The sequence below is a fragment of the Mesorhizobium sp. M0060 genome (genome assembly GCF_040323155.1).
Taxonomy (GTDB): domain Bacteria; phylum Pseudomonadota; class Alphaproteobacteria; order Rhizobiales; family Rhizobiaceae; genus Mesorhizobium.
This window is the reverse complement of record NZ_JAMYUP010000011.1, coordinates 98745-116530: the sequence shown is the minus strand read 5'-3', so window position 1 is coordinate 116530 and position 17786 is coordinate 98745. Positions and strand designations below refer to the sequence as shown.

At 61.8% G+C, this 17786-nt stretch carries 12 protein-coding genes; 3 read left to right on the top strand and 9 right to left on the bottom strand.

What is annotated here, in order from left to right; all coding sequences use genetic code 11:
• Positions 1 to 197 precede the first annotated feature (197 nt).
• Positions 198 to 1184, top strand: coding sequence for a site-specific integrase (locus tag NKJ94_RS13595; RefSeq protein WP_352525608.1), 987 nt, complete (start codon positions 198 to 200; stop codon positions 1182 to 1184).
• Between the two features lie 314 nt (positions 1185 to 1498).
• On the opposite strand, the gene NKJ94_RS13590 is transcribed toward NKJ94_RS13595, so the two are convergent.
• From NKJ94_RS13590 to NKJ94_RS13575, 4 genes are all read right to left on the bottom strand, one after another.
• Positions 1499 to 3118, bottom strand: a complete 1620-nt coding sequence (locus tag NKJ94_RS13590) for an ABC transporter ATP-binding protein (protein WP_352525607.1) — start codon at positions 3116 to 3118, stop codon at positions 1499 to 1501.
• 1 nt (position 3119) lies between these two features.
• Positions 3120 to 4238: an ABC transporter permease gene (locus NKJ94_RS13585; RefSeq protein WP_352525606.1), complete on the bottom strand. Its 1119-nt coding sequence runs from the start codon at positions 4236 to 4238 to the stop codon at positions 3120 to 3122.
• Positions 4231 to 5154: an ABC transporter permease subunit gene (locus tag NKJ94_RS13580; RefSeq protein WP_352525605.1), complete on the bottom strand. Its 924-nt coding sequence runs from the start codon at positions 5152 to 5154 to the stop codon at positions 4231 to 4233. Before NKJ94_RS13580 ends, NKJ94_RS13585 begins: the two co-directional genes overlap by 8 nt.
• A 165-nt stretch (positions 5155 to 5319) precedes the next feature.
• Complete coding sequence (locus tag NKJ94_RS13575) at positions 5320 to 6912, bottom strand: peptide ABC transporter substrate-binding protein (protein ID WP_352525603.1); 1593 nt, start codon at positions 6910 to 6912, stop codon at positions 5320 to 5322.
• A gap of 385 nt (positions 6913 to 7297) precedes the next feature.
• Here NKJ94_RS13575 and NKJ94_RS13570 point away from each other — a divergent pair, with 385 nt between their 5' ends.
• Positions 7298 to 7777, top strand: coding sequence for a TadE/TadG family type IV pilus assembly protein (locus NKJ94_RS13570; protein ID WP_352525602.1), 480 nt, complete (start codon positions 7298 to 7300; stop codon positions 7775 to 7777).
• Position 7778: 1 nt separating this feature from the next.
• Complete coding sequence (locus tag NKJ94_RS13565; protein ID WP_352525601.1) at positions 7779 to 9563, top strand: pilus assembly protein TadG-related protein; 1785 nt, start codon at positions 7779 to 7781, stop codon at positions 9561 to 9563.
• A 12-nt stretch (positions 9564 to 9575) separates the two neighbouring features.
• On the opposite strand, the gene bglA is transcribed toward NKJ94_RS13565, so the two are convergent.
• The 5 genes from bglA to glgC all read right to left on the bottom strand — a co-directional run bounded on the left by bglA (position 9576) and on the right by glgC (position 17781).
• Positions 9576 to 11204 carry a beta-galactosidase BglA gene (gene bglA, locus NKJ94_RS13560; RefSeq protein ID WP_352525599.1) on the bottom strand — a complete coding sequence of 543 codons (1629 nt, stop codon included), beginning with the start codon at positions 11202 to 11204 and terminating at the stop codon, positions 9576 to 9578.
• Positions 11194 to 13200: a glycogen debranching protein GlgX gene (glgX, locus tag NKJ94_RS13555; RefSeq protein ID WP_352525598.1), complete on the bottom strand. Its 2007-nt coding sequence runs from the start codon at positions 13198 to 13200 to the stop codon at positions 11194 to 11196. Before glgX ends, bglA begins: the two co-directional genes overlap by 11 nt.
• A gap of 234 nt (positions 13201 to 13434) precedes the next feature.
• On the bottom strand, positions 13435 to 15063 hold the full coding sequence (locus tag NKJ94_RS13550) for an alpha-D-glucose phosphate-specific phosphoglucomutase (protein ID WP_352525597.1): 1629 nt from the start codon (positions 15061 to 15063) through the stop codon (positions 13435 to 13437).
• A 3-nt stretch (positions 15064 to 15066) separates the two neighbouring features.
• Entirely contained in the window at positions 15067 to 16512 is a 1446-nt protein-coding gene (glgA, locus tag NKJ94_RS13545; protein WP_352525596.1) for a glycogen synthase GlgA, read from the bottom strand.
• 3 nt (positions 16513 to 16515) lie between these two features.
• Positions 16516 to 17781, bottom strand: a complete 1266-nt coding sequence (gene glgC, locus NKJ94_RS13540; RefSeq protein ID WP_352525595.1) for a glucose-1-phosphate adenylyltransferase — start codon at positions 17779 to 17781, stop codon at positions 16516 to 16518.
• Positions 17782 to 17786 lie beyond the last annotated feature (5 nt).

Below are 17786 nucleotides of genomic sequence, written 5' to 3'. Positions count from 1 at the left end.
TCACCCCTCCCCGAACTCGCCAAACTCTTTGCCGGAGGGATAGCCAAGCCGGTGCGACTCCTGCACCGCATCTCGCAAGTCTCTGCACGTCGCCGCACCATCGCCCAGTTTGCTTGTTGCAAAACCGGTGTTCCTGCCTCTTTTATTCATCCCCGGCCGCAAGACGAACCAGTTCACAGCGAGAAAAAGGGGCCATCGTGACGACCCGTCATCACGCCAGCAAGGGAGCGGTGTCCAGCGGTGCAGGTATGCTGCGCACCCCACTCGGGCCTGCCATCGCCGGCAAATACCAGCCGCCGGTCTGCCGGACCGACGCCCGTAGCCTGACAGTCTGTGACATCCTCGCCGCCTATGTCGATGCGCGCCAGGCCAAGATTGCCGGTCGCAAGGAATTTCTCGCCAGGATCCGTTTTCTGAACGAATTCTTCGGCACCGAACCGGTCGCCAGCATCAATAGCGACCGCTGCCGCGCTTATGTCGAGCACCGTTCGCGCGAGCGCAACCGGGTAGAGCGCGAGCGCGTCGTCAAACTCAACGCCGCCGCAATGGCGACCCGCAGTGCGAGACTGCCGCCGTGGCAGGACAAGGACTTTACGTCAGGCCCACGTCGCGATCTTGAGGATCTCCGCTCGGCGATCAACTTCTATGCCAGGGAATACGGTCTCGATCCGAAGCCGTCCGTCACCTTGCCAGACAAACCAGCAGAGCGCGAACGCTGGCTGACGCGCCAGGAAGCGGCGGGACTGCTGCGCGCGGCCTTGCGGCTGCGCCGGAAGCATGGGCAGTACGCTCATCTCTGCCGCTTTGTCATCATCGGCCTCTATACCGGCGGCCGGCATCGTTCGATCCTGCAGCTCAATTGGAATGCCGAGATCAGCGGAAGCTGGCCAGACCTTCAGCGCGGCGTGCTCCATCGCAAATTCCATCGCGCAAGAGAGAGCAAGAAACGGCGGCTGCTGGAGCAGCTGCCGCCACGGCTGATTGCCCATATGCGCCGATGGAAGCATATTGATCGGGATCACGGGCCGGTCGTCCATGGCAGCCTCGGCGAACCTATCAAGCGAATTGAGAAGGCGTTCCGCACCTGCCGCGTGGCAGCCGGGCTGGGCGACGATGTCGTCCCGGATGTACTTCGCTACACCTACATCGCCTGGCTGATGCAGCGCGGCGTCGACATCTGGTAGGTCGCCGACAATGTTGGCACGACCGTCAAGCAGTTGGAAAAGACCTATGGTCGCCATCCCGATTTCCAAAGCGTAGCGCCGAACCTTTCGCCCAGAAAGCGCCCGAAAACACTGTTTTTCGCTCAGTGTGAACCGGAAAAAAGGGTGAGACGACGCGTGTAAGTGACTGATACTATTGAACGGCCGGTGAGCAACACTCGTTTGGCCGCTGGGAACGCAGGCTGAAATCCTGCCACTCCGACCAGAAAAAACAGCGGCTTAGCTGTTTTTGTTCCCGAAACAACCCCCATCCGCTGTAGTTCTGACCAATCGCGCTATGCGCTCAGGCGAAACCGCGTCACGTCGATAGCCGCGGCCATCAGCGTCTGGGTGTAGGTGGCTTGCGGATTGCTGAAGATCGCCTCGGCCGGCCCCTCTTCAACGATCTTGCCCTGCTTCATGACAATGATGTAGTCGGCCATGGCGCGCACGACGGCGAGGTCATGGCTGATGAACAGATAGGACAGCTCGTGGTCGGCCTGCAGCTTGCGCAGCAATTCGACGATCTGCTTCTGCACGGAGCGGTCCAGCGCCGAGGTCGGCTCGTCCAGCACCACCACTTTCGGCTTCAGGATCATGGCACGCGCAATGGCGATGCGCTGCCGCTGACCACCGGAGAATTCGTGCGGATAGCGGTTGCGCGTGTTGGGGTCGAGCCCGACTTCGAGCAAGGCCTCTACCGCGCGGAGATCACGCTGCCTGCCCGACAAATTGGGCTCGTGGACCAGTAGCCCTTCGGTGATGATCTGGCCGACGGTCATGCGCGGCGACAGCGAGCCGAACGGGTCCTGGAAGACCAGCTGCAATTCGCGCCGCAGCGGCCGCATCGCCTGGCGGTCGGCGTGGGAGATGTCGCGGTCGCCAAGCCGGATGATGCCGTCGCTGGGCAGGAGCCGCAGCAAGGCGCGGCCGAGCGTCGACTTTCCCGAACCGGATTCGCCGACGATGCCGATGGTCTGGTTGCGCTTCAGCCGGATCGAAACGCGATCGACGGCGCGCAATATCAGCGGTTCTCCGCCAAGAAAGCCGCCGCCGATCTTGAAGGTCACTTCGACGTTCCTGCCTTCGAGCAGGATGGGGGCATTCGGAGGCGGCGGCGCCTTGGTGCCGGTCGGCTCGGCGGCGAGCAGCATCTTGGTGTAGGCGTGCTGCGGGTTGGCGAAGATCGCTTCCGCCTCGCCCTCCTCGACCACCTCGCCGTAACGCATCACATAGACCCGGTCAGCAAAGCGCCTGACAATGCCGAGATCGTGGGTGATGAAGACGATCGCCATGCCGAGCTTGCGTTGCAATTCGGCGAGCAGCATGAGGATCTGCGCCTGGATGGTCACGTCGAGCGCCGTCGTCGGCTCGTCGGCAATCAATATGTCGGGGTCGTTGGCCAGCGCCATGGCGATCATGACGCGCTGGCGCTGACCGCCCGACATCTCGTGCGGGTAGGATTTCATCCGCCGCTCCGGATCGGGAATATGGACCAGCCGCAAAAGTTTGAGTGCCTCTTCGCGTGCCTCGGTGGCGCCAAGTCCACGATGCTTGCGGATCGGCTCGATCAGCTGGTTGCCTATCGAATAGAGCGGGTCGAGCGAAGTCATTGGCTCCTGGAAGATCATGCTGATCTTGCGGCCGCGGATCTTGTTGAGCTCGGGCTTGCTCAGCGTCAAAAGGTTGCGGCCGCGGTAGTCGACGGTCCCGGTGGCCTCGCCGTTCGAGGCCAGCAGGCTCATCGCCGCCATCATGGTCTGGCTCTTGCCTGAGCCGGATTCGCCGACGACGGCAACGCTCTCGCCTGATTTGACGTGGATGTTGATGCCCTTCACCGCCTCCACCGCGCCGTCGAGGGTGCGGAAGCGGACGCGAAGGTCCTTGACGCTGAGGATCGTTTCGGAAGCAGCCATCTCAACGATCCCTGGGGTCGAGCGCGTCGCGCAGCCCGTCGCCGACGAAATTCAACGCGAACAACGTCGAGACGAGAAAGAAGGCCGGAAACAAAAGCAACCAGTTGGCCGAGCCGATGTTCTGGGCGCCGACCGAGATCAGCACGCCCCAGCTGGTCATCGGCTCCTGGACGCCAAGCCCGAGGAACGACAAAAAACTCTCTAGGATGATGACTTGCGGCACCAGCAGCGTCATGTAGATCACCACCGGCCCGAGCAAATTGGGGATGACGTGGCGCAGCAGAATGCCGCGCTGGCCGACGCCCATCGCCTCCGCCGCCTGGACATATTCCTGCCTGCGGATCGACAGCGCCTGTCCGCGCACGATGCGCGCCATGTCGAGCCACAGCACCGCGCCGACGGCCAGGAACATCAGCACGAAGTTCCTGCCGAAAAACACCACCAGCATGATGACGAAGAAGATGAACGGCAAAGAATAGAGCACGTCGACGATACGCATCATCACCTCGTCGACCCTGCCGCCGGCAAGGCCGGCAGTGGCGCCGTAGAGCACGCCGATGACCACGGCCACAACGCCGGCAAGCAGGCCGATGGCCAGCGATATGCGCCCGGCCATCAGCGTTCGCGACAACAGATCTCGGCCGGTGTTGTCGGTGCCAAACAGGAAATATTGCTGCTTGATCGATGCACTCATCACCATTTCGAGACCATCCGGCGATTTGCTCTCGATCTTTGTGCCGTCGAAGGTATCGGAACGATCAAGGTAGCGGATGTTGCGGTCGTCGATCGGCTTGGACGACCTGACGGTGACGAAGATACGATCGCCTTCCTGCCGCCAATCCTTGATGTCGACGCGCATGCGCCTGATCGCCTCATCGAGAGCGCCTTCGATCATGTCGATCTTCGGATAGGCGGAGAAGCTCGGCGGCGTGCGGACATAGTCGGCATAGATGGTTGTGTATTGATGCGGCACGAACCAGGGACCGAACACGCTGATGAGGGCAATGAAAGCAAGATAATAGAGACTGAACATGGCCGCGCGATTGGCCTTGAGGCGCGCCCAGGCGTCACCCCACAGAGATCGGCCGACGACCGGTGCGGCAACTGCGATATCAGTCATAGCGCACCCTCGGATCGACGACCCCATAGAGGACGTCGACGATCAGGTTGAAGACAATGGTGAAGAGCGCGATGACCACCACCGTCCCCATCACCAGTGTGTAGTCGCGGTTGAGCGCGGCAACGACAAAATGGCGGCCGATGCCCGGGATAGAGAAGATGGTCTCGACGATGATCGAGCCTGTGAGAAGGGCTGCAGCTGCCGGACCGGTGAAGGAGACGATCGGGAGGATGGCGCCGCGCAGCGCATGCTTGACGACGACTGACCAGCCGGACAGGCCGAGAGCGCGCGCGGTGCGGATGTGATGCGATTGCAGCGATTCGATCATCGAGCCGCGCATCAGGCGGGCAACGATGGCGATCTGCGGCAGAGCGAGCGTCAGTACCGGGCCGATCTTGTTGATAAGGGCTCCATCGCCCCAGCCACCGATCGGCAGGAGCTTCCAGGTCAATCCGAATACAAGCTGGATTACCGGGGCGATGACGAAGGTCGGAATGGTGCTGCCGGCGGTCGCCAGCGCGATCACCGAATAGTCGGCAAGCTTGTTCTGGTTGAGCGCGGCAACAGTGCCGAGCACGCTGCCGAGGAGCAGCGCCAGAATGAGCGCCGAAGCGCCGAGCTGGATTGAGATCGGCAGGCCCTCCTTGAACAACTCGCCGACGGTGAAATCCGGCATGTTGTAGCTGGGGCCGAAATTGCCGCGCAGAAGATTGCCGAGATAGTGGACGTACTGCAACCAGAGCGGATCGTTGAGGCCGAACTGAGCTTCGAGATTGGCCCTGATCTCGGGGCTCAGGCCCCGCTCCTGGTTGAACGGGCCGCCCGGCGCGACGCGTATCAGGAAGAACGCCATGGTCACGATGACGAACAGCGTCGGAATGGCGGTCAGAAGCCGCCGGAATACGTAACGCAGCATCGGTGCCCCGCTTGCCTATCGTGCCGCGCGTCCTTTTGGACAGGCAAAGACGCCACAGCACTTTGATTTGCGCATGATCGCCAGCGAAACTCGATTCTGACTTTCGTGGTCATACGCCGGCAACCAGAACCGCTGCCCCGAACGAGGCGGCGGTTTGGCCAAGGATCAATCCTTGGAGATGAAGCGGGACGGATGCACGTCCATCACATTGTCGACGAAGCCGTGAAGCTTCGACGAAACAATGTCGTGATAGCTATAGTAGAGGATCGGAATATTGCCGACCTCGTCGATGAGGATGCGCTCGGCTTCAGCGAGTTCCTTCATCCGCTCTTCCGGCTTGCCGCCGGCGGCGGCCGCCTTGTCCATCGCCGCTTCGTATTGCGGGCTGTTGTAGACCGAATAGTTGTTGCCGCTGGCCTTGCGGGAGATGCCGAGGAAGGTTTCGGGATCCTTGTAGTCGGCGATCCAGGCAGCGCGCGCCACGTCATAGTCGCCCTTCTGCTCGAGGAAGGAGTAGTGGGTCTTGGTGTCGGTATTGAGGAGTGTGATCTCGACGCCAAGCGGCTTCAGCTGTTCCTGAATGGCGACCGCTGTGTTCTTGTGGTTCTCCGAAGTGTTGTAGCGGATCTGCATTTTCAGCGGATGCTCAGGCGTATAGCCGAGTTTCTCGAGGATCTTCTTGGCAGCGTCCTCGCGGTCGATCTGCGACATGTCGGCGTATTTAGCCATTGCCGGCGTGTAGCCCTCGATCCCCGGAGGCACCATCGAATAGCCGGGCAGCATCGAATTCTGCCAGACCTTTTCGGCGATGAAATCGCGATCTATCGCCATCGAGATGGCGGTGCGTAGCTCGACATTATCCCACGGCGCCTTGTCGGTCTTGATCGCATAGTAGTAGGTGCCGAGGTATGGCCCGACGTGGATCTGATCGCCAAATTTGGTCTTGAGGTCGGCGAGCTGTTCAGTCGGGAGATCGTCATAGCTGTCGAGTTCACCGGCCTCGAAGCGCTTCATCGCCGACGAGCGATCTTCGGTCGGGATGTAGTTGACGACATCGATCTTGACGTTTGCAGCGTCCCAGAATTTTGAATTCTTGACCAATTTCATGTGATCGTTGGGAACCCACTCGGCCAGCGTGTAAGCGCCGTTGGAAACCAAATTGCCAGGCTTGATCCAGTCGGCGCCGAGCTTTTCGATGGAAGCCTTGTTGACCGGATAGGTCGCCTGGTGGGTCAGCATCTCCAGGAAATACGGCGTCGGCGCCTTCAGCGTCACTTCCAGCGTATTTGCGTCGATCGCCTTGACGCCCATCTCCTCCGGCTTGGCCTTCTTGGTGTTGACCTCTTCGGCATTCTTCACCGGATAGAGCATCGAAGCGTATTCGGCGCCGGTGGCTGGGTCTTCAAGCCGCTGGAAAGCATAGACGAAGTCATTGGCGGTCACCGGGCTGCCGTCCGACCAGAGCCCATCCTTGCGCAGCTTGAAGGTGTAGACGGTGCCGTCGTCCGATACCGTCCAGCTCTCGGCTGCGCCCGGAATGAGGTTGGCCTTCTGGTCTTGCATGGTCAGCCCCTGGAACAGGTCACGCAAGACGTTGGCTTCATAGACCGTCGAGGTCTTGTGCGGGTCGACCGACTCCGATTCGGCGGCGGTGCCTCTGTTATAGACGACTTCGGCGAAAGCCGGCGTGTAGAACGCACCGGCGGCCAAGACCATGGTCGTGGCGAATACCGTCGCCTTCAGCATGTGTTTCAGCATGGAGTTCTCCCTAATGACGTCGCCCTTCAGCCACGTCTCTAAGTGTTGACGCCCCGAAACCGATTGGTTGGTTCCTTTCGAGCGCGCAGCCGGTTCCCTTTCCGGTAGCTGGTGGCCAAACAGTAACGTGGAGATTTTTTATTTCAACAGACTCTCGGGGTAACCCAAAGTAAGGCGCCGGGACAGTCGCTTTGCAACCGGCCAATCATTAATCGAAACCATGAGCTTGGCTGGGTTTCCTCGCCCGGAACCGCTCACCTCGGGGAAAATAATCTGGCCGATCACTTCAGTTTGCCGGAATGTCTTAATCCGTTCTTAGGCAACCAAGGGTTACAAACTTCGATGGGTTCTGCACGTCGACCTTATGTTCCAGTGGGCAAGGGCAATGAACAAGATAGACAGTAAAACTGTCGCGTTGAAGCGTAAGATAGCACCTCAAATAAGGGCAAATCTACGCGAAATCAGAGACGAATCCGGAACTTCCGCGGTCGAATTCGCCCTGCTTTCGCCGATTTTCATCCTGCTGGTACTCGGAATGGTTGCATATGGTATCTATTTTGGTGCAAGCAACTCCTTGCAGCAAATCGCCGCCGATGCCGCCCGCACTGCAATTGCCGGATTGAACCAGACCGAGCGCCAAGCGCTGGTGGCGGGCTTCGTCAAAAATAACGCCAGTGGATACCCGTTCGTCGATTCCGGCAAGCTGACGTATCAGGCGACGGACAGCACGGCCGACGGAAATCAGTTCGTCGTGTCGATCCAGTACGATGCCAGCAACCTGCCGATCTGGAATCTGTTGCCCAGCCTTGCGATGCCGCAAACCACGATCTCACGCAGGTCGACCATCAGGATTGGAGGCATTTGAAATGTCGCAGTTCTTGCTGAGGGGCATCGGCCGGATCGGGCGCTCGATGCTTGGCGACGTGAAGGCGAACTTTGCCGTCATGACGGCGCTGATAGCGCCATTCGCGCTGGGGCTAGCGGCCTTCGCTGTCGACGAAGGTTCGATCTACACGGAGCGCAGGGAAGCCCAGGCGATGACCGATCTGGCGGCGATCACCGCGGCGTCGAACATCAACAATATGGAAGCCGCGGCGGTAACCACGCTCAGTGACAACCGAATGCCCGGCATCATTGTTCAAAAGCCGGGTCAGACAATCGTTCCCACGCTTGGGAAAACCGTCGTGTCGGTCACCGGCGGCCGATATTCAGCGGCGGCCTCCGTCGGCGTCGACAAGCGCTTCGAAGCCGGCAAAACACCTTACAACGCCGTTCGCGTCACTCTGCGCAAAATCCCCGCCCGGTATTTCGCCAGTTCGCTCATCCCTACTCCGGTTGTCGGCACCGAAGCCATTGCCAGCATGACCCCGCAAGCGATGTTCTCGGTCGGATCCAGGCTTCTCAGCGTCAACGGCGGCATTCTCAACGCGCTTCTCAGTGGGCTGCTAGGCGGCAACATCTCGCTCTCGGTTATGGATTACAACGCGCTGATTTCGGCCGACGTCAACGTGCTTTCGTTCATCGATGCCCTTGCGGTGCAGTTGCAACTGACCGGCGTCACCTATTCCGACGTGCTAGCCTCGAAAGCAACGGTAGGCCAGATCGCGACCGCGATGGCCAACGCTTCTGGGTCAGGCAGTTCGAGCAAACTTGTGCTGCAGACGATCGCGTCGAGGGCCACCAACACGGTCAAGATACCGCTCAATCATCTTGTCGATCTTGGTTCGATCGGCAGCCTCGGCCTTGGGCAAAAGCCGGCCGGCTTTTCCGTCGACGCAAGCGCGATGGGCATGCTCGGCGCCGCCGCCGCGCTGGCCAATGGCTCAAACCAGGTCCAGGTCAATCTCGGTGCCACGATTCCGGGGCTTACCTCCACCACGCTTTCGATCGCCATCGGCGAACCCATGCAATACTCGCCCTGGCTGGCGGTCGGTGAAAAGGGCACCGTGGTGCGTACCGCCCAGACACGAATCAAGCTGGTCGCCACCGTCGGCATCGGCAGTTCCAACCTCGGTGGCGGCATCAGCCTGCTGTCGGTCAACCTGCCACTGCATGTCGAAGTAGCCTATGCCGAAGCCAAGCTGACCGACATCAGCTGTCCGACGGGCCGGCCAGAAAGCCTGAAGGTTTCCATTGCCGCGCAGCCCGGCGTGGCCTCGCTGCACCTTGCCGCCAGCGACGCCGACAACAGCTCATCCGCCTTCGCCGATTTCAGCAACCCGCAATCGTTCTCCGATGCCACGATTGCACAGGTAAGCGTGAAGCTTCTGCTGCTCACCCTCAATCTGGTCGATGTGAAGGGTTCTTCATCACTTGCTATTACCAACAACGACCCGACCACATTGACCTTCGACAGCACCGATATCGCCAACAAGACGATAAAAACTGTTGCCACAAAGAACCTGACGCAATCGCTCACCACGTCACTGGTCAGCGGGTTGTCGCTCTCGGTCAATGCGCTGGGCCTCGGGCTGGACGTGACTGCGCTGCTCGGAACAGTGAAGCCGGCGGTGGTAACGCTTCTGAACGGCGTGACGGCGCCAGTCGACGCACTGGTCTATAACGTGCTTGCGGCGCTTGGCGTGCATGTCGGCGAGGCCGATGTGCGGGTTGTCGGTGCGACTTGCGGGCGCTCCGTACTCGTTCAATAAGATCAATAGAGGTCAGCCGATCCGACCGAGGAAGCAGCCGAGCGGCGGCAGCGACAGAGTTCTTTCCTGCAAGACGCCGGCAGTACCGCCAAGATCTATCGGCTCTATCGCATCCAGATCCTGCGGCAATGGCCAGCTGGCCGGCTCGTCGGCGAAATTGAAGACGCAGAGCAGCTTTTCGTCACCGCCTTCTCGAATGAAGGCAAGGACGTCGCCCTCGGCATCGAAAAACCGGATCGAGCCTCGAACCAGCGCCGGATGCTGCTTGCGCAAGGCCAGCATCGCCCGGTAGCTCGCCAGGACGGAGGTTTGCACGCCGTCCTGGACGTCGACCGCGCGGGCGCGATGGCTTGCCGCGATTGGGAGCCACGGCTTGCCGGTTGAAAAGCCGGCATTGTCGGCGCCAGCCTCCCAGACCATCGGCGTGCGGCATCCATCCCGCCCCTTGATCCCCGGCCAGAAGCGGATGCCGAAAGGATCGCGCAAATCCTCAAACGCCAGTTCGACCTCGTCCAGCCCGAGTTCCTCGCCCTGGTAGAGGCAGATCGATCCGCGCAAGCAAGAAAGCAGCACAATCGAGAATTTCGCCACCCTGTCCGGATCGCTGCCCGGCCTTGTCCAGCGGCTCACATGGCGCACGACATCGTGGTTGGAGAACGCCCAGCAAACCCAGCCGTCGAACACCGTACTCTCGAAGGCCTCGACACAGCCGCGCACATGCGCCGCGGAGAATTGCGGGCCAAGCAGGTCGAACGTGTAGGACATTTGGAGCTTGTCGCCACCGCCGGTGTAGGCAGCGAGCGTCTGTAACGAACGGCTTTCGTCACCAATCTCGCCGACGGCGGCGCGGCCTGCATATTCGTCAAGCAACGCCCGGAATCGCCTGAGGAAAGCCAGGTTTTCCGGCTGGCTCTTGTCGAACAGATGCTCCTGATAGAGATAGGTGCTGGTTGCCGTATTGGTGCCGGCGACGCTTTCCGCCAAAGGCGGGTTGCTGCGCAGCCAGCGGTCGTGGACATAGTAGTTGACCGTATCCAGCCGAAACCCGTCGACGCCGCGTTCGAGCCAGAACCGCACCGTTTCCAGCAAGGCGTCCTGCACGTCCGGATTGTGGAAATTCAGGTCCGGCTGCGAGGCAAGGAAATTGTGCATGTAATACTGCCTGCGGCTCGCATCCCATTCCCAGGCAGGACCGCCGAAAAGCGACAGCCAGTTGTTGGGCGCGCTACCGTTGGGCTTCGCATCGGCCCAGACGTACCAGTCGGCTTTGGGGTTATCGCGGCTCGTGCGGCTTTCGACGAACCATTCGTGCCGATCCGACGAATGCGACAAGACCTGGTCGATGATCACCTTCAGGCCGAGCCGGTGCGCCTCGGCAACCAGCGCGTCGAAATCCTCTGATGTGCCGAACATCGGATCGACGGCGCAGTAATCCGAAACGTCGTAGCCCATGTCGGCCATAGGCGACTTGAAGAAAGGCGACAGCCAAACTGCGTCGACACCGAGCGATGCGACATGGGCCAGCCTCGAGGTGACGCCGCTGAGATCGCCGCTGCCGTCGCCTGTCGTGTCCTGGAAGGAGCGCGGATAGATCTGGTAGATGACGCAGCCGCGCCACCATTCGGCATTGTCAGCCATCATGGCTCTCCCCTACGCCCGCCCGCGCGGCGCTGCGTTCAATCATAAATATGACCGTTCGCCCCGACACCGGCCGTGGGATATCGCCACTATTCGTTTCGATGGCTGGGCGCCAATGAAAACCCGCCCGTTCCGGCAGCGTGAACATGCAGGCCCGGCGGTCGCCATTGATGATCACCGCAAGGCGACTGTCCTCATCGCCACCGAGAACCATGACCAGCCGATGCCGCCTAGGGTCGCCCCAGGCTGCCTCGTCGAGCGGCACGCCGGTTTCCGTGACCCAGGCGACGTCTGGCAGTTGCGAGCCCGCAGGCGGCTCTCCGGTCAGGAAGCTTGTGTCCAAAAGCGCCGGCGCGGCACGACGCATAGCGGCAAGCAGAACCGTGTACTGCTCGAGCGCCTGATCGCGCCCGGCCCAGTCGAGCCAGGTGATGTCATTGTCCTGCGCGTAGGCGTTGTTGTTGCCGCGCTGGGTGCGGCCGAATTCGTCGCCGGCCGTCAGCATGATCGTGCCGCGCGAGGCAAAAAGCGTCGCCAGCACCGCGCACCGGTCATCGAAACGGGCCGTATCGATCTCCCGGTCGTTGGTCTCGCCCTCGACGCCATTGTTCCAGGACAGGTTGTCGTCGTGGCCATCGCGGTTCTGTTCGCCATTGGCCTCGTTGTGCTTGTGCTCATAGGCAACTATATCGGCCAGCGTCATGCCGTCATGCGCGGCGATGAAGTTGACGCTGCGGCTGGTCGGCTGGCCTGGCTTGGCAAAGGCGTCGGACGAACCCGCCAGCCGGGTCGCCAGCGCACCGATCATGCCGCTGTCGCCGCGCCAGAAGCGGCGGATATCGTCACGGTATTTGTCGTTCCATTCGAGGAATGGCCGCGGAAAATTGCCGAGCTGATAGCCATTCCGCCCGATGTCCCAGGGCTCGGCGATCAGCACCCTGTCGCCAAGAACAGGGTCGTTCCGAATGGCGTTCAGCAGCGGCGCATTGGGGTCAAAAATGCCGTCGACGCGGCCAAGGATCGGCGCCAGGTCAAAGCGGAACCCGTCGACACCGGCGTGCTGGACAAAGTGGCGAAGGGTGTCGAGGACCATTTCCCGGACGACCGGATGGTCGCAGGCGACCGTATTGCCGGTTCCGGTGTCATTGACCAGCCTGCCGTCGGCCTCGTGCCGGTAGTAGGCGCGGTTGTCGAGCCCGCGCAGCGACAGCGTTGGCCCGAGCCGGTCGCTTTCGCCGGTGTGGTTGAACACCAGGTCGAGGATGGTGCCGATGCCGGCGTCGCGCAGCGCGACGACCGTTCCGCGCAACTCGGCCAGACCGCCGGGCGCCAGTCGTGGATCGAGCGCCATGAAGGTCACAGGATTATAACCCCAGGCATTGCGCAGCCCGAGCGGCGGCAGATGCCGTTCGTCAATCGATGCCGTCACCGGCATCAACTCGACCGCTGCGACGCCGAGCTTTTGCAGATGCTCGACAACAAGGGGATGAGCGAGGGCTGCAATGGTGCCGCGTTGCTTCTCGGGAATGTCCGGATGCAGCTTTGTGAAGGCGCGCACCGGGACCTCGTAGATGAGGCCGCCGGGCCGAAACAGAGGCGGCAAGGCGGCCAAGGGTTCCGGCAAGGCGCCGGCAATCGCCTTCGGCATCAGCGGCGCGGTGTCGGCCCCCTCGCTCCGGCGCGCGGCTAGCCGGCTGTCATATCTGTAGGGGCTGTCGATCTCGACGGCATAGGGATCGGCCAGCAGCTTGTCGGGATCGAACCAGAGACCCTGTTCCGGCGCGTAGTCGCCGTCGGCACGGAACCCGTATCGGGTGCCGGCGGCGAGACCGGCAACAAAAAGCGTATGCACGCCCTCGCCTTCGGGCTGGAGTTCAAGCCGGTCGATCTCGCGGTTGCCTCGCACGTCGAAAATCGAGACCCAGATGCGCCGAGCCGACGAGGACCATGCGGCGAAGCGAATGCCTTCTTTGGTGATGGTTGCGCCGAGCTGGCTCACGCGCGCCAACCTTGTTGTGGAGCATCGCAAAGGTTCGGGATTGGCCGAGGCCTTCCCAACTTCGTCATCCCTGGGCGAAGCAGGAGCGAAGCTCCGTCGCGCAGACCCCAGGATGACGAAGCGATGGGCGTTTTGGCCGATTTCCAAGGCGTGCGATCCGTCAGCGCAAGCACATCCGACCTGTCAAGCTTCTGCGCCAGGAAACCAGCCCTCCGATCGGCAACGCGGATAGGCTCACGTAATCACGCTCGGCTTGGCGCGGCCGGTATGGCTGCGAATCCCGGCAATGTCGTCGGCCGCCGCAATCAGATCGGCAAGCGCCTCCTGGGTGTCGAGATCGTGGCGACTCTTGTCCGGCTCGTAGCGCTCGACATAAAGGCGCAGCGTCGCGCCCGAGGTGCCGGTGCCGGACAGGCGGAAGACGACACGCGAGCCGCCCTCGAACAACACCCTGATGCCCTGGTTCTTGCTGACCGAGCCGTCGACCGGATCGTGATAAGCGAAATCGTCGGCGCTGGCGATCGTCATGCCGCGCACGCTGGTGCCAGGCAGCGAGCCCAGCTTGGCGCGCAGTTCGTCGACCAGCGCATTGGCGCGATCGGTGTCGACCTCCTCGTAGTCGTGGCGGGAGTAGTAGTTGCGGCCATAAGCCGCCCAATGCTCAGTAACGATCTGCTTGGCGCTTTCGGCACGCGCGGCAAGGATGTTGAGCCACAAAAGCACGGCCCACAGCCCGTCCTTTTCGCGGACATGGTTGGAGCCGGTGCCTGCACTTTCCTCGCCGCAGATCGTCGCCATGCCGGCATCGAGCAAATTGCCGAAGAACTTCCAGCCGGTCGGCGTTTCATAGATGCCGATGCCGAGTTTTTCGGCGACCCGGTCGGCAGCACCGCTGGTCGGCATCGAGCGGGCGATGCCTTTCAGCCCCGCCTTGTAGCCCGGCGCCAGATGGGCATTGGCGGCGAGCATGGCCACTGAATCCGATGGGGTGATGAAAATGCCCTTGCCGATGATCAGGTTGCGGTCGCCGTCGCCGTCGGAGGCGGCGCCGAAATCGGGCGCGTCCGGTCCCATCATCTCGTCATAGAGGTGTTTTGCGTGGACCAGATTGGGATCGGGATGGTGGCCGCCGAAATCCGGCAGCGGGATGAAATTACGGGCGGTGCCGTTGGGCGCACCGAGCCGGTTTTCGAGGATCTCCTTGGCATAGGGACCGGTCACCGCATGCATGGCATCGAAGCGCATGCGGAAGCCTGATTTGAACAGCGCCCGCAAGGCGTCGAAATCGAACAGGCTTTCCATCAGTTCGGCATAATCGGCGACCGGATCGATGATCTCGACGGTCATGTCACCCGCCTTCACCGTGCCGATCGTATCGATATCGACCGTGTTTATATCGGCGATCTTGAAGCTGGAAATCACCTTGGTTTTTTCGAAGATCGTGTCGGTCAGCTTTTCCGGCGCCGGGCCGCCATTGCCGGCATTGTATTTGATGCCGAAATCCTCATGCGGGCCGCCCGGATTGTGGCTGGCCGACAGGATGATGCCGCCGAAGGTCTTGTATTTGCGGATGACGTGCGAAGCGGCAGGCGTCGACAATATACCGCCCTGCCCGACCATCACCTTGCCGAAGCCGTTTGCCGCGGCCATGGCGATGGCCTTCTGGATGACCTCGCGGTTATAGAAGCGGCCGTCGCCGCCGATCACCAGGGTTTTGCCCTCGAACCCTTCCAGCGCGTCGAAGATCGACTGGATGAAGTTCTCGGCATAGTGCTCCTGCTGGAACACCGGGACTTTCTTGCGCAACCCGGAGGTGCCGGGCTTCTGGTCGGTATAGGGTTTGGTAGCGACAGTGCGGATCATGCGTCAGGCAGCCCTTTTCGAAAGCAGCAAGCGATAAAGTTCGACATATTTTTCGGCGCTTTTGTCCCACGACACGTCGGCCTTCATGCCTTGCCGCTGCATTGACGTCCAGACCGTGGGGTTGGCATGCGCCTCGACAAGGCGGCGGATGGCATGCAGCAGGGCGCCGGCATTGGCCGGCGCAAACTGGAAGCCGGTCGCCACGCCGGCCGAAATGGCGGCTTCGTTGGCATCGATGACCGTGTCGGCAAGGCCGCCGGTGCGCGCGACGACCGGCACGCAGCCATAGCGCAGGCCGTAAAGCTGCGTCAGCCCGCAAGGCTCGAAGCGCGATGGGATAATGATGGCGTCGCAGCCGCCTTGCATGGTGTGGGAGAGCCCCTCGTCATAGCCGACGACTACGCCAATGCGACCGCGATGGCGGGCTGCGGCGGCAAGCAATGCGCCTTCGAGGCCGGCATCGCCGGAGCCGAGGATCGCCAGCCGCGCACCTGCCGCGACAATGCCGTCGACGACTGCCGCCAATATGTCCATGCCCTTTTGCCAGGTCAGCCGGCTGACGACGCAAACGATCGGGCTGTCGTCGCGATCGAGGTTGAAGCGATCCTCGACCGCGGCCTTGTTGGGCATCCGCGCCTTGAGCGTCTTTGCCGTGTAGTTGGAAACCAGATGCTTGTCAGTTTCCGGGTTCCATATCTCGGTATCGATGCCGTTGACGATGCCATGGAGATCGACGGAGCGCATGTTGATCAGGCCGTCGAGGCCCATGCCGAATTCGGGCAAGCGGATTTCCTGCGCATAGGTCGGGCTGACCGTGGTGATCGCCCAAGCGGCCTGCAGGCCGGCCTTGAGGAAGCCGACGCCGCCATAATATTCGACGCCGTCGAGCGCCATCGCCGCCGCCGGCAGGCCAAGCTCGCCAAAGATGCTGGCGCCGAACTGGCCCTGGAAGGCGAGGTTGTGCACGGTGATCATCGACGGCGTGCCGACCGCCTTGCCGTAGCGCATGTAGGCGAGCGTCATCGCCGACTGCCAGTCATGGGCATGGACGATATCGGGCAGGTAGCCCGAGATAGCGCCGCCGGCGATGTCGCCGCCGACCCGGCTCAACGCCGCGAACCGCCGCCAATTGTCCGGCCAGTCGGCGCCGGTCGCATTGCCGTATGGGCCGCCGGGACGGTCGAAAAGATGCGGCGCGTCGAGCACGAACAGGTCGAGCCCGGCGATCTGGACGGCATGCACTGAAGCCTTGCCGCCGTGCAGCAGCGGATATTGTTGAACCGCCTTCTTTTTCCTGAAGGCGTCCATCACCTGGGGATAGCCGGGGACGAGCGTGCGCATGGTGACGCCGTTGCCGGCCAATGCCACGGGCAAGGCGCCGGTTACGTCGGCGAGCCCGCCGGTCTTGACCAGCGGAAAGATCTCGGGCGTCACCGACAGAACCTGCATGCACTACGATCCCAGCCTGTTGACCATGTCCTGCGTGACCAGGCAGATGCCTTTTTCCGAAACGCGGAAACGCTTGGCGTCGAGGACGGGATCCTCGCCGACCACCAGCCCCTCCGGAATCCTGACGCCGTGATCGATGACCACGCGCTTCAGCCTGGCGTTGCGGCCGACATGAACGTCGGGCAGCATGACGACCTCCTCCAGCGTCGAATAGGAATTGATGCGCGCGCCGGTGAAGATCAGGCTTCGCTTCAGCGAAGCGCCCGAGACGATGCAATCGCCCGAGACGAGGGACGAGACGGCCGACCCGCGGCGGCCATCCTCGTCATGGACGAACTTTGCCGGCGGCTTCAATTCGGCATAGGTCCAGATCGGCCAGTCGCGGTCGTAGAGGTCGAGTTCCGGCGTGATGTCGGTCAGGTCGATATTGGCTTCCCAATAGGCGTCGACCGTGCCGACGTCGCGCCAATAGGCCTCGTTCTCGGCGGTCGAGCGCACGCAGGATTTGGCGAAACGATGGGCGATCGCCTTTCCGTGCTCGACGATGTAGGGGATGATATCCTTGCCGAAGTCGCGGCTCGAGCCGGGCTCCGCCGCATCGCGACGCAATTGCTCCATCAGGAACTTGGTCTTGAACACATAGATGCCCATCGAGGCCAGCGCAAAATCCGGTTTGTCGGGAATGCCGGGCGGATCGGCGGGCTTTTCGATGAAGGAGATGATGGTGTCCTTGGTGTCGACATGCATGACGCCGAAGCCGGTGGCTTCCATGCGCGGCACTTCGAGGCAGCCGACGGTGACATCGGCGCCAGCCTCGACATGCTGGCGAAGCATCAGCTCGTAGTCCATCTTGTAGATGTGGTCGCCGGCAAGGATGACCATGTATTCCGGCCCGTAGGCCTCGATGATGTCGATGTTCTGGTAGACGGCATCGGCGGTGCCCTCATACCATTGCGTTTCCGAGACGCGCTGGCTGGCCGGCAGGATGTCGAAGCTCTCGTTGCGCTCGGGCCGCAGGAAGTTCCAGCCGCGCTGCAAATGGCGGATCAGCGAATGCGCCTTGTACTGGGTGGCGACGCCGAGGCGGCGGATACCGGAATTGAGCGCGTTGGAGAGCGCGAAATCGATGATGCGCGTCTTGCCGCCGAAATAGACCGCCGGCTTGGCGCGGCGGTCGGTCAGTTCCTTGAGCCGGCTGCCGCGGCCGCCGGCCAGCACATAAGCCATGGCGTCGCGTGCCAGCGGCTGGGTTCGTTTTATTTCAGCCATTCTTA